At 42.6% G+C, this 13,419-nt stretch carries 11 protein-coding genes; 6 read left to right on the top strand and 5 right to left on the bottom strand.

Annotated features, from left to right (window positions below):
* Nucleotides 1-52: 52 nt before the first annotated feature.
* On the bottom strand, nucleotides 53-1,021 hold the full coding sequence (locus tag DPF90_RS11415; protein WP_114786472.1) for a TDT family transporter: 969 nt from the start codon (nucleotides 1,019-1,021) through the stop codon (nucleotides 53-55).
* 111 nt (nucleotides 1,022-1,132) lie between these two features.
* On the opposite strand from DPF90_RS11415, the gene DPF90_RS11410 reads away from it, so the two are divergent.
* The 4 genes from DPF90_RS11410 to ppk2 all read left to right on the top strand — a co-directional run bounded on the left by DPF90_RS11410 (nucleotide 1,133) and on the right by ppk2 (nucleotide 4,206).
* Nucleotides 1,133-2,029 (top strand): LysR substrate-binding domain-containing protein, encoded by an 897-nt coding sequence (locus DPF90_RS11410; RefSeq protein WP_114786471.1) that lies wholly within the window; start codon nucleotides 1,133-1,135, stop codon nucleotides 2,027-2,029.
* A gap of 103 nt (nucleotides 2,030-2,132) precedes the next feature.
* Nucleotides 2,133-2,438, top strand: coding sequence for a YebG family protein (locus DPF90_RS11405; protein ID WP_114786470.1), 306 nt, complete (start codon nucleotides 2,133-2,135; stop codon nucleotides 2,436-2,438).
* A 181-nt stretch (nucleotides 2,439-2,619) separates the two neighbouring features.
* A complete protein-coding gene (locus tag DPF90_RS11400) occupies nucleotides 2,620-3,366 on the top strand; it encodes a copper homeostasis protein CutC (RefSeq protein WP_114786469.1) in 747 nt (248 codons plus the stop codon).
* A 57-nt stretch (nucleotides 3,367-3,423) separates the two neighbouring features.
* On the top strand, nucleotides 3,424-4,206 hold the full coding sequence (ppk2, locus tag DPF90_RS11395; RefSeq protein WP_114786468.1) for a polyphosphate kinase 2: 783 nt from the start codon (nucleotides 3,424-3,426) through the stop codon (nucleotides 4,204-4,206).
* A 13-nt stretch (nucleotides 4,207-4,219) separates the two neighbouring features.
* On the opposite strand, the gene phoU is transcribed toward ppk2, so the two are convergent.
* The 4 genes from phoU to DPF90_RS11375 are packed head-to-tail and all read right to left on the bottom strand — an operon-like array spanning nucleotide 4,220 to nucleotide 9,630.
* The gene (phoU, locus tag DPF90_RS11390; protein WP_114786588.1) at nucleotides 4,220-4,918 is read right to left on the bottom strand and encodes a phosphate signaling complex protein PhoU; all 699 of its coding nucleotides are present in this window, start codon (nucleotides 4,916-4,918) and stop codon (nucleotides 4,220-4,222) included.
* A gap of 21 nt (nucleotides 4,919-4,939) precedes the next feature.
* Nucleotides 4,940-5,758: a phosphate ABC transporter ATP-binding protein PstB gene (gene pstB / locus DPF90_RS11385; protein ID WP_114786467.1), complete on the bottom strand. Its 819-nt coding sequence runs from the start codon at nucleotides 5,756-5,758 to the stop codon at nucleotides 4,940-4,942.
* Between the two features lie 3 nt (nucleotides 5,759-5,761).
* A complete protein-coding gene (pstA, locus tag DPF90_RS11380; protein ID WP_114786466.1) occupies nucleotides 5,762-7,417 on the bottom strand; it encodes a phosphate ABC transporter permease PstA in 1,656 nt (551 codons plus the stop codon).
* Between the two features lie 23 nt (nucleotides 7,418-7,440).
* Nucleotides 7,441-9,630: an ABC transporter permease subunit gene (locus DPF90_RS11375; protein ID WP_114786465.1), complete on the bottom strand. Its 2,190-nt coding sequence runs from the start codon at nucleotides 9,628-9,630 to the stop codon at nucleotides 7,441-7,443.
* Between the two features lie 191 nt (nucleotides 9,631-9,821).
* Between DPF90_RS11375 and ppk1 the strand changes: the two genes are divergently transcribed.
* Nucleotides 9,822-11,933, top strand: a complete 2,112-nt coding sequence (gene ppk1 / locus DPF90_RS11370; RefSeq protein ID WP_114786464.1) for a polyphosphate kinase 1 — start codon at nucleotides 9,822-9,824, stop codon at nucleotides 11,931-11,933.
* The gene (gene ppx, locus DPF90_RS11365; protein ID WP_114786463.1) at nucleotides 11,908-13,407 is read left to right on the top strand and encodes an exopolyphosphatase; all 1,500 of its coding nucleotides are present in this window, start codon (nucleotides 11,908-11,910) and stop codon (nucleotides 13,405-13,407) included. Before ppk1 ends, ppx begins: the two co-directional genes overlap by 26 nt.
* The last annotated feature ends 12 nt before the right edge of the window (nucleotides 13,408-13,419 follow it).

Raw genomic sequence — 13,419 nt, 5'->3', positions numbered from 1 at the left:
CATAAGTGCATTACTTTCTAGAGCATTAAACACAAATCAATCCACCAAAAGGTTATGCATTACGCACTATCACTTTATGAGGTTGATAAAAGTTAAAGTACCTGATTGCCACATAAGCAATAACACCGGTTGCAACAATCAACTCAAACCCTGCTAGCGTGTGAATTTGATGCACATAGTGACTATCTAATCCAGATGTTTGTATCCAATTGGCAAGCTTAAACAGTGCTGTTGATCCTATTGCCATAGGGAAAGTAAAAGCGGCATAACCAGGGCTAAAAGGCAATCTCAATAGTTTAAAGAAAGCGAGGTAAATAATGGCAGTCATCAGTACCCCAATACCAAATAGCAGCCCTACAATCACGGGCGAGGGTTGAGACACAACCGTTAAATAACCCGCTAATGAAAGACTGGCAGGAGCCGCCATAATCGCAAGCGTTGGTTTAGCAGCATCAGGCACTTGATGAGTAAACATAAAGCGATAAATCATCATAGGCAACATGACAGCATAGGCAAGCATACCAAATAGTAAAGTGCCATTAGCAATGAACAATAAATCTGGGTTACCCGAAAAAGAAACATCAGCAACAATAATGCCTACAGGTGGAACGAACCAACTGGGCACCATATGATGTAGCTCAAACTCTTTTGCTCTGTGGTACACAAAACTGACAAGGAAAATAATATGTAAACCGACAGCGGCAAGCCAGAGCATATCACCAAGCATGGGGGAAAAGTGGCTAAGAGAGTTCGACACCACCATGGTGGCCATTGCAAAGGTAGGTAACACACTGCCAACGACTGGGTGCGCAAGATCTTGCCCAAGCAAATGACCGTGAAAAAGAAATTTCACTGCCAATACCACCAGTAATACAGTTGCGATAACAGCACCAAGTAGCTGACCATAACCATGCAAAGGAGCGAAATTCTCCCAACACCATCCTAAACTGGCAATCCCTAGCGCTAATCCTGCCATTGGTGTGGGTGCTCCCATCACTTTTGCTTTTGTCGCTTTAATCATCATTGCCTCACAATCTTTTTCTGTTTCCTAATAGAAATAATACGCTTGATATTCGTTCGAATATATCTGATTATTTAAAACATACGTTCAGATTAAATTAACAAAAGTCTTATGGCCGCCAATATTTCTCTTAAGCAACTGAAAGTATTTATATCAATTACTCAGCACGACACGCTTACCGCAGCCTCGGAGGCGCTGTTTTTGTCAAAAGCGGCGGTAAGTATGGCGCTTTCCGAGCTTGAAAAGCAGATTGGCCATTCTTTATTTGATCGTGTTAATAACCGCCTTATTCTCAACCAAGAAGGACAAAAACTCTTGCCTCTCGCTGATGAGTTACTGCATCGTGCTCAGGATATTAATCAGCTATTTGATGGAGGTAAAACTCTAACTGGAGTACTGCGTATTGGAGCTAGCGATACGGTCGGTAATCAAGTCGCTCCTTATTTACTAAGTGATTTTCGCAATCAAACCATGCACAAATCTCAGAGCCTTTTTATATCTAACTCTGCTTTGATTTGTGAAAAACTCATCGATTATGAACTCGATATTGCGCTCATCGAGGGAAAAACCAATCATCCTTTATTGATTTCGAATCAATTTAGCCAAGATGAAATGTGTGTCATTTGCTCTCCAGACTCACCTCTGGTAAAGAAAAAGCAAATCTCTCTGGATACATTGGAAGGAAGTGAATGGGCTTTACGAGAACCGGGCTCTGGCTCGCGAGAGTTTTTTCTTCGCATCATAGCGCCAAGACTCGAACAATGGCAGGAAAGCTTTCAACTCAATACAACGGAAGCACTGATTAATAGTGTTGCAGCAGGCTTAGGCTTAAGCTGTCTATCCCGCCTTTCTGCACAGCCCGCCATACAAGATGGTCGAGTCGTTGAGTTAACACTTCCTCTGGATATGAAAAGACGTTTCTGGCTTTTGCTGCACAAAGAAAAATATCAAAGCCCTCTACTTAAGTCCTTTATTGATTTTTGTCATTCATGGCAGAAAAGTAGATAGTTTTAAGCTTTAAACTCATATCCAATCTGGACTTAATAGAGTAAAGGCTGTATAAAAAGACAGTAAACAATTCAACTAATTTTTTTGAGCTAGAGGACCAACCATGGCTGTAATCGTCAAGTACGTGGTAGAACGTAATGGAGAAGAAAAAATGACTTTTACCTCTAAAGCGGAAGCTGATGCCTATGACAAAATGCTTGATATGGCTGATGAGCTTTTTGAGCTATTAGGTAAAAGCGAATTGCTAGAAGATGAAGCTAAGCAAGAAGACTTGGCCATGTTCTTGGCACAACACAAAGAAGATCTGCTATTCGCCCTTGGTGCTAAACGCAAACCAGCGGCAAAGAAAAAAGCGGTAGAGTCGGTCGAAGAAATCAATGAGGCTCCAGCTCAAGACGACGCAGCCTAAGTATTCTTACTTCTCTATCATATGGCCGTGTTGACTTAAGTCATTGATACTTTGAGTTAACACGTCCTCTCCTCATAACTAAATCTGCTTTGGGGAAAACGCGTTTCGCTATTTTTACCCTAATAAATTCCTTGCGCTTCATTTATCATGGTGACTCAATTTTGAGTTTGAGTCAGTAACCATGAGCTATGTTGTTGAAGTTTGTATCGATAATCTTGAATCTCTCCACAATGCAATAGAAGGCGGCGCAACACGCATCGAGCTATGTTCTTCTTTGGCTCTTGGTGGATTAACCCCAAGCTATGGCATGATGAAGCAAGCAGCTAAATTATCCAATATTCCTGTTTTTGCCATGATACGCCCTCGTCAAGGAGACTTTCTCTACGACCAAGCTGATATTGAAAGTATGCTGATGGATATAGAAGCTGCCGCACATGCCGGAATGAACGGCGTGGTATTTGGCGTCTTAAACTCTGAAGGACATGTAAACATGGAACATAGCCGTCGACTGTTCAATAAGGCCAAGCATTACGAGTTAGAGGTTACTTTTCATCGCGCTATAGATCAGTGCGTAGATTATCGACAAGCGATCAATGATATTGCTGAACTTGGCTGCGAACGAGTGCTAACATCAGGTTTAAGCGCCAACGTTGAACAAGGTCTTGATACCTTATGCGACATGGCAAAGCTCGCCAAAGGAAGACTAACCATTATTGCAGGTTCGGGACTCAACGCAGACAATGTCAACACGATCGTCGACAAAGCTCAAATAACCGAAGTTCATTTATCAGGAAAATCCACCCGTGACAGTAAAATGCAAAATTTCTCAAGTAACGCCAGAATGGGTCAGCAAAGCTTGAATGATTTTGTTGTTCCTATCACTAACTCGCTCGCGATTGAAAAGGTAGTAAAAGCTCTCAATTCTTAGTTTCTATTCTCTTGCGCCCATGCTCTAAGTGATAGCCTTTACTGAAAATGTAAACTCATGGACGAAGATAAAATGAATAAAAAACTCTATAAAAAAGAGCTCGCTAGGCTTCAAACAGAATTGGTTAAACTTCAGGAATGGGTCAAACAAGAAGGACTAAAAGTTGTTGTTATTTTTGAAGGTCGCGACGCTGCTGGCAAAGGCGGCGTGATAAAACGTATCACTGAAAAGCTAAACCCACGTGTATGCCGTATCGCCGCCCTACCTACACCGACGGAAAAAGAAAAAACACAATGGTACTTCCAGCGTTACGTTGCTCATTTACCCTCGGCAGGAGAAATCGTCCTCTTTGACCGAAGTTGGTATAATAGAGCTGGAGTTGAGCGTGTAATGAATTTTTGCACTGAAGATCAGTATACGGAATTTCTGCGATCTTGCCCTGAATTTGAGCATATGTTGCAGCGTTCTGGGATTATCTTAATCAAATATTGGTTTTCGGTTTCTGATCAAGAACAAGAAAAACGCTTCCTTGAAAGAATTCATACTCCCATCAAACGTTGGAAATTTAGTCCGATGGATCTTGAATCACGCCAGCGCTGGGCAGAATATTCACAAGCCAAAGATCAAATGTTTGCTCACACAGATACTGAACATTGTCCATGGTGGGTAGTTCCGTCAGACAGTAAGAAACAAGCCAGATTAAATTGTATTAGCCATCTGCTTAATCAGATTGACTATCAGGGTATTCACTATCCCGAAATTCTATTACCAGAGTTAAAAAAAGCTGGGTATGACCGCGCTCCCATAGACGCACAAACCTTAGTTCCACAAACATACTAGCGCGTTGAGTCATCTAACGCAGGGCATCATCAATGCTTTGATCACCCAAGTGGCGTACATCTTTACCCTTAACAAAGTAAATAATGTACTCACAAATATTTTGGCAGCGGTCGCCCACACGTTCGATCGCACGAGCAGACCACATGACTTGCAGTATATGAGGAATATTTTTCGGATCTTCCATCATATAAGTCATTAACTGACGGATCACAGCTTCGTATTCAGCATCAATTTTATCATCCAATTTATGTACCTCAGCAGCCGACTCAACATCCATGCGCGCAAAGGCATCAAGAGCCTGATGCAACATCGCGATTGCCTGGCGACAAAGAGGTTCCAAGGATATTTGAAACTGGCGCTCTTTCGATGACGGGCTTTCAATTGCAACATAAGCCATGCGAGTTGCCACATCACCAATGCGCTCAAGGTCAGTGATGGTTTTGATGATAGCCATGATTAAACGTAAGTCTTTTGCTGTCGGCTGACGCTTGGCAATAATGCGCGTACATGCCTCATCAATCGATACTTCCATTGCGTTAACTTTGTGATCATCTCGCACAACTTTTCGCGCAAGCTCAACATCTTCTTTGTGCAACGCTTGCATCGCAAATGAAAGTTGCTGTTCAACCAATCCCCCCATAGTGAGAACATGGGTACGAATAGATTCTAGCTCGACATTAAATTGACCGGATATGTGACGTCCAAAGTTCATAGCAATCATTTCACTCCAATACTACCCGTAACGACCAGTAATATAATCTTCCGTTTGTTTTTGGCGAGGTGAGGTAAAAATTGAGTCTGTATCAGCATACTCGACCAACTTTCCCATATGAATAAAAGCAGTATGATCACTCACCCTAGCTGCTTGCTGCATGTTGTGAGTGACAATCACCACCGTATATCTTGTTTTAAGTTCACTGATCAATTCTTCAATAGTCAATGTTGATATGGGGTCCAATGCCGATGTCGGTTCATCAAGAAGTAACACTTCTGGCTCAATGGCTATCGCTCTTGCAATAACCAAACGTTGTTGCTGACCACCTGATAAACCAAATGCATTCTCATGGAGACGATCTTTAACTTCATCCCACAAGGCAGCAGCGCGAAGGGATGCTTCCGCCGCATCATCCAGAGTGCGACTATTTTTTATTCCTTGTAGGCGTAAACCGTATACCACATTTTCATAGATGGATTTTGGGAAAGGATTCGGCCGCTGAAATACCATACCAACTCGTCTGCGCAAAGTAGGCACATCCACTTGGGAATGATAAATATTACTGCCATTCAGTTCCACCTTGCCTTCGACACGGCACCCTTCCACTAAATCGTTCATTCGGTTAATACAACGTAATAAGGTCGACTTACCGCACCCAGAAGGACCAATAAATGCGGTAACATGTCCTTTCGGGATCCGCATAGAAATATCCATAAGCGTCTGCGTGTTATGGTAAAAAAGATTTAGCTTTTCAATACTAATTGCGGTCTGCTCATCAGTGAGGTTGTTCACATCAAGTGGCACCGGATAGCCTAAAGTCTGATCAACTGAAAACATAGTTTAATCTTGCCCTAACGTTCGATATTTCTCGCGCAAATTATTACGAATACTGATCGCGGTTAAATTCAATCCAACGATCACACACACCAGCAAAAACGACGTGGCATAAACCAAGGGTCTTGCACTTTCTATGTTAGTCGTTTGGAACCCTATATCATAGATATGGAAACCTAAATGCATGAACTTTCGATCCAAATGCAAAAATGGGAACTGACTATCAAGGGGCAAACTCGAAGCCAACTTAACAACACCTACCAACATTAAAGGTGCCACTTCGCCTGCCGCTCGAGCTACGGCTAGAATCAGCCCTGTGAGAATCGCAGGGCTCGCCATGGGCAATACAATTCTCCACATAGTTTCGAACTGGGTTGCACCCAAAGCAAGTGATCCATTACGCACAGAGTTGGGGATTCTAGTCAGTCCCTCTTCAGTTGACACAATAACAACCGGAAGTGTCAGTACAGCGAGAGTCAATGCCGACCATAGCAAACCTGGCGTACCAAATGTTGGAGCAGGTAGCTTTTCAGAATAAAACAACTCATCAATCGAGCCCCCAAGGGTGTAAACGAAAAATCCTAAACCAAATACCCCATAAACAATCGACGGCACCCCCGCAAGATTAATCACAGCAACTCGTATTAATCGTGTTAAAGTATTGTTCTTGGCGTACTCATGCAAATATATTGCTGCAATGACACCTAACGGCATGACGATCATCGACATGATTAAAACCAACAAAACAGTACCAAATATAGCGGGAAACACGCCTCCCTCGGAGTTAGATTCTCTTGGTTCAGTAGTTAAAAACTTCCACACCTGATTAAGCCAATGGTGAACTTTTTGCCAGATAGACATTTGATTGGGATACCAAACATCTAAAATCTCACTCAGTGAAGTTTGGTATTTTTTACCCTTCATGTCCTCTATAAGCAGGCCTTGCTGTTCTAGCTCTTGCCTAAGCGCATCTAACTCTGCTTCCATTTCTATGAGTTGTTGGCCAAATATTCGAGACTGATTGTCGTAACGTCTAATAAACTCTTCATCAAGCTGACCACTTATTTGACGCTTTTTCTTCTCCAGCTTGAGCTTAGAGTACTGAGCGCTGATCACTCTGATTTGTTTTTCAACCAAGCGATCAATTTTCAATCGCTGATCTTTGGCAAAAAACAGGGCTTGCTCGATCGTTTCTTCAACATTTGAAGTCACCATGTTCTGATTGGCTAAAGTGAAGTAACCTTTGGGCTTGCCGTAAAAATCTCCTCCTTGAGTACGCTCAACCACGGCCCACATTTTAGGCATTGATGGTTCAAGTAGGTCTTTGGTCATAACAGAAATAAAATCGGCGGGATAAATATCGCGGTTGGCAATCTTAATATCCAACCTCTCGATATCACTTTCCTTTTCCATATCAAGCGGCAAATCTGCGTTCATCTGCTTTAAATGGTTAATCGATATTGATTCACGAGCGTAAAGCTGGCCGACAATCATCTCGCCTTGCTGATTGGTCCATTGGTATAGTGGAGAAGGCCAGAAATAAGATAAGCCTTTCCAGCCAATAAAGAGCAGTAAGCCAAGTACTGATAGCAAACTTACACTAACAGCACCACCTGTCAGCCATATCCATGGGGATCCAGATCTGAACCACTTAAATTCCATCAAATATCCCTAACTGAAAGCATTTATAACGCACGGTATTTTTCTCTCAACCGTTGGCGAACCCATTCAGCTAATGAGTTCACAATAAAGGTAAATACCAATAAAATCAGAGCAGCTAAAAATAGAATTCTAAAATGAGAACTGCCCACCTCGGACTCTGGCATTTCAACGGCTATAGTGGCTGACAAAGTGCGCATGCCCTCAAGAATATTCCAGTCAATGAGCGGAGTATTACCTGTTGCCATAAGTACAATCATAGTTTCGCCTACAGCCCTACCCAGTCCCATCATAACCGCAGAAAAAATGCCTGGACTCGCCGTTAATAACACGACATGAATTAAGGTTTGCCAAGAGGTCGCCCCCAATGCCAAAGAACCATCAGACAAATGCTTGGGAACAGAGAAAATAGCGTCCTCTGCAATCGTAAAAATCGTTGGTATAACCGCAAAACCCATAGCAAAACCGACCACCAGAGCATTGCGCTGATCAAAACCAATTCCCTTCTCTGCAAGGTAAACTCGAATATCGCCATCAAATAACAACCACTCAATATTGGTGCTCTGACTCCATATCAAAACGGTAAGTAACACCATTAACGGCATTAAAATCACTACATGTAACCCATTGGATAATCTTGAAGTCCAAACATTAGGAAGCCTGTTCCATAACCCACCGACCATTATGATTGATATGGGGAGTACAAGGATCAGTGCAATGACGGCAGATAGGTGGCTTTCCACCATGGGAGCAAACCAAAGGCCTGCAATAAAACCAATAATAACTGTGGGCAGAGCTTCCATTAACTCTATCGAAGGCTTAACGACTCGGCGCATTGTCGGCGTCATAAAATAAGCGGTATAAATAGCTCCTAAAACGGCTATAGGCACTGCAAACATCATAGCAAAGGCAGCAGCTTTAAGAGTACCAAATGCAATAGGGACTAAACTATACTTGGCTTCAAATTCATCGTCAGCAGATGACGTTTGCCAAACATACTCTGGCTCAGGGTAACTCTCATACCACACTTTTTGCCAAAGCGAAGACCATGACACCTCTGGAAATGCATTATCAACATAGGCTAAACGCAATTCGTTGCCAGACAGCGTTAATAAATAGGTTTCATTATTAGACATGGCGGCTAATTGCGGCGATTTATCATAAATCCGCTGGAAAATAGCCAGTTTCTCACTTGTCGTATAATGGCTTTTTACCGTTCCATTGGTGTAAAAACTGTAGAAACCTTTACGGTACGTGTCAGGAAGCAAGAAAGTCAGTTGAGAAGCTAACTGAAAGTCTCGAACATGAGTCAAGCCCCGCAGGCCATTGGTCACAGTATCAAACCATTGCGCCACCAAGCCATCTTGATAAGTCACAAGCAAAGAGTAACCACCAGCAAGAAGGTTGATGTTTGTAACCACAGCTTTATCTTGGCCAAAGCTCAAATCTACAATTTCTCGAATACTAAAATCCAAGGCTCCTTTTTTAGCTACCACCAACTCAGAACCGGAACGAAGATAAAGTGTGTTCCCATCAGGTGTCATAATGAGTTGATCTAAGTGTTCAAATGGTTGAGGAAACTGATAGGAATGCACAACTTGGTTACTCTCCTGCCAACGCACTCGTACTCGGCGGTCATCATAATAACCTGCTAAGGTGATACTCGAGCCAACCGCATAATCAAAGCTCTTCAGAGAATGCTCGGCGGAAAACTTTAGGTCGAAAGGCTGAGAAATACGGTCAATTTTAGGCGAAAATACACGTTCTTCGTTTTTAATAACATGGCGTAACTGAGGTTTGTACAAAAGCACATCACCAGATGAACTTGCAGCACCTACCCAACCATGAGTAAAACGATTTGAGCGATGTAAACGGTAACGACTGCCTAGTTCATCGGTTTTAAACGGTGTTATCGAGTGACTGCCTAAAGCCCAAAAATCCACATAACCTAACTTTGATACGACGTAAACATGCTCTCCATTATCAGCAACACCAAGAATTACTGGTTTTTCGGTTGTTATCGACTCAATCGATACATTTGGCGTTATTTTCGCATCAGAAAATAACGGAATAACAACGGATAGAAGATAAATAAATAGTAAAACCAGAGCCGCTAATACAGTAATTCCGCCAGCCGATACCAGCCAACGAGCAAATCTGTCTTTCATTAGTCGCTTGCGATCACGTTCTCGCAATGAAAAATCGGCTTTGGCCATTTCACTCACTTATCTAGAAGTCCCCAGATGTATAATATTTCGATTAGGTGACAATTATATTACATAGCGGATTAAACAACTGAAAACAATGTATTAACTCAATTAAGGCAGATCCCTTATCTCCTTAAGTTGCACTTCTTCAGAGTATGACTCGATAAGTCAACTTCGTCAGTCGGTCAATAGGAAAAATCATGAGCACAGAAAAGCTGTATATTGAAAAGGAACTCAGTTGGCTTTCTTTCAATGAACGTGTTTTACAAGAAGCCGGAGATAAAAAAGTACCACTCATCGAACGGATTCGATTTCTAGGTATATTTTCCAACAACTTGGATGAGTTTTACAAAGTACGCTTTGCCGATGTTAAGAGGCGCATCTTAATCAACCAAGAGCGCGGGAGCAATGGCAACTCCAAACATTTGCTAACTAAAATGCAAAGCAAAGCCCTTAAACTCAATGACAAGTTTGATGATTTGTACTCCGAGCTTATCCGAGAGATGGCAAGGCGAAAAATTTTCCTTATTAACGAAGCTCAGCTAAACGCATCACAACAGATATGGGTACGAAATTACTTTCGAAAACAGGTCCAGCCTCATATTACTCCACTTCTTTTAAGAGATGACATCGATGTACTGGAGTTTCTCAAAGACGAATACACCTACCTTACGGTTGAACTTAAAAAAGCCGAGCTTAGTCAATATGCTTTGATAGAAATTCCCACCGGTCACTTACCTCGCTTCGTCATGGTACCTGAAGACAAAGGTAGAGGTCGAAAAACCATTATTCTATTGGACAATATCATCAGATATTGTCTGGATGAGCTTTTCTACGGTTTCTTTGAATACGACCAACTCAAAGGCTACGCGATGAAAATGACCCGAGACGCCGAGTATGATTTAAGCCATGAGGTAGAACATAGTTTGCTCGAACAGATGTCTGAAGGAGTCAGTCAACGCCTAACGGCAATGCCTGTACGTTTTATTTACGAGATGGGAATGCCCCAAGCAATGTTAGTCTTTCTGTGCGACAAGCTCAGAATTTCCAATTACGACAGTCTGATTCCTGGGGGGCGTTACCATAACTTTAAAGACTTTATCGACTTTCCAAATGTAGGCCGAGACTACCTCGAAAACCGACCATTACCCCCATTACAATGTTCTGATTTCGATGGATATGCCAACAAGTTTGACGCCATCAAGCAGCGGGATATTTTACTTTACTACCCCTACCACACATTTGAACACATTACAGAGCTTGTGCGTCAGGCTTCGTTTGATCCTAAAGTGTTGAGTATTAAAATTAATATTTACCGAGTAGCCAAAGATTCCCGCTTAATGAACTCACTCATCGATGCTGTGCATAATGGAAAACAGGTATCAGTCGTTGTCGAGCTACAAGCTCGCTTTGACGAAGAGGCCAATATTGAGTGGTCAAAAGTACTCACAGAGGCTGGCGTTCAAGTGCTTTTTGGCACGCCGGGGTTAAAAATTCACTCTAAGTTGCTTCTCATCAGCCGCAGAGAAAATAATAGTGTGGTTCGGTATGCGCACATTGGCACTGGCAATTTTCACGAAAAAACCGCTCGAATCTATACTGACTTCTCTTTGTTAACTGCGGATCCTGAAATCACCCATGAAGTACAAAATGTGTTTGCTTACATCGAAAATCCGTATCGGCCAGTAAAATTTGAGCATCTTATCGTCTCACCTCGAAACTCACGGATAAAGCTTTATCATCATATAGACGAAGAAATCACCAATGCCAAAGCAGGTAAACGAGCAGCCATCACACTTAAAGTGAACAACTTGGTCGATAAAGCCCTTATTAATAAGCTTTATGAAGCGAGTAATGCTGGGGTCAAAATCAAAATGGTGATTCGAGGTATGTGTTCATTGGTTCCCGGCGTAAAAGGTGTAAGTGAAAATATTCGCATCATCAGCATAGTAGACCGTTTTTTAGAACATCCTAGGGTGCTGATATTCCATAATAACGGGGCTCATAAAGTCTACATATCTTCAGCAGACTGGATGACTCGAAACATAGATTACAGAATTGAAGTTGCCGCTCCTGTTCGCGATCCAAGGCTCAAGCGACGCATTATTGATATAATAAACATTCACTTCACCGACACTGTAAAAGCACGACTCATAGACAAAGAAATGAGCAATAAATATGTACCACGGGGTAATCGCAAGAAAATCCGTTCGCAAATCGCCATATACGACTATCTTAAAGAAGTAGAAAAACAGACCAGAAAACGTAGGGAGCAAGTCCTTATTCATGAAGAAGTCCTCACAGAACCGTGATATTGCCGCTATCGACCTTGGCTCAAACAGCTTCCATATGGTGGTCGCTCGCGTAGTCGAACAGGGACTACAGCTTATTAGTCGCCACAGACAAAGAGTAAGATTAGGTGCTGGCTTAAAAGGGCAAAAATACCTCGAGAATGATGCCATTGAAAGAGGGCTTGATTGTCTCGCTATGTTTGCTGAGAGGCTACATGGCTTTGACCAAGAGAACGTGCGCATTGCAGCAACCCATACATTACGTCAAGCAAGTAATGCTCATCTTTTTCTGCTGCGGGCACGCGAAGTGCTGCCATTTCCCATTGAAATTATTCCTGGGGTCGAAGAAGCAAGATTAATTTACCTTGGCGTCGCCCACACCCAACCCGAATCAGATTCAAAACTTGTGGTCGATATTGGTGGAGGAAGCACAGAAATGATTATCGGCCGAGGTTTTGAGCCTGAGTTAGTCAACAGTAAACAAATGGGGTGTGTCAGCTATACCAAGCAATACTTTTCCAAGGGTAAGCTATCACCGAAAAACTTCGCCAAAGCCATATTGGGCGCTGAGCAAAAGATGGAATCCATAGCCTACCACTATAAGAAAAAAGGTTGGGATATCGCTTTTGGATCATCAGGAACGATTAAAGCAATACGAGAAGTATTAATCGGTATGGGCTTTGAGGATGGGCTGATCACTTCAAGACGATTGGATAAATTGATCGACACTTTGTGCCAGTGGAGCCGAATCGATGACATCAAACTCACCGGGCTCACAGCAGAGCGCCAATCTGTCTTTCCAGCGGGTGTAGCCATTCTAGCGGCGGTACTCGCGAGTCTTAGAGTCAGCGAATTACACGTCTCAGAAGGCGCTTTGCGAGAAGGCCTTTTGTTTCAAATGGAAGACAGCTTCCAGCGCTCAGATATTCGTATGAGGACAACTGAAAACCTCGCCAGTAAGCATGCGGTAGATTTGGAACATGCAGATAGAGTAAAAAAGCAGGCCACTTTGTTTTTACAGCAGATACATCAAAATCTCGGCATCAAGAAACATTCTGAGCTCTTCGATTTACTCCAATGGGGAGCCTTGCTGCACGAGGTAGGGCTGAGTATCAGCCTACAAGCTTTTCATCGCCATTCCGCTTATATTCTTCGCCACACCTATATGCCTGGTTTCAACCGAGAGCAACAATCCGTGATCGCCACTTTAGTACGCTTTCAGAGAAAGGCTCTCAAGTTACATGAGATGGAAGAACTTACCCTGTTTAAGAAGAATCATGTAGTTAGCTTGATTCGCATCTTACGACTTGCCATCTTACTCAATGGCCAACGCAGTAACGATCCCCTTCCTTTATTGCAACTGTCTACCGATGGCCCGATTTGGACCTTAAGTTCACAAGACAGGAGCTGGGTGAGTAACAATAAATTATTACATGCAGACCTGACAACAGAGCAAAAACATTGGCGGAATGCAGGTTGGGATCTTCATTTCTAGAAGAGAGGTCGA

This window comes from Vibrio tetraodonis (assembly GCF_003350295.1).
Taxonomy (GTDB): Bacteria; Pseudomonadota; Gammaproteobacteria; order Enterobacterales; family Vibrionaceae; genus Vibrio; species Vibrio tetraodonis.
The sequence above is the reverse complement of the archived record's forward strand: the minus strand, read 5'-3'. Positions and strand labels throughout refer to the sequence as shown.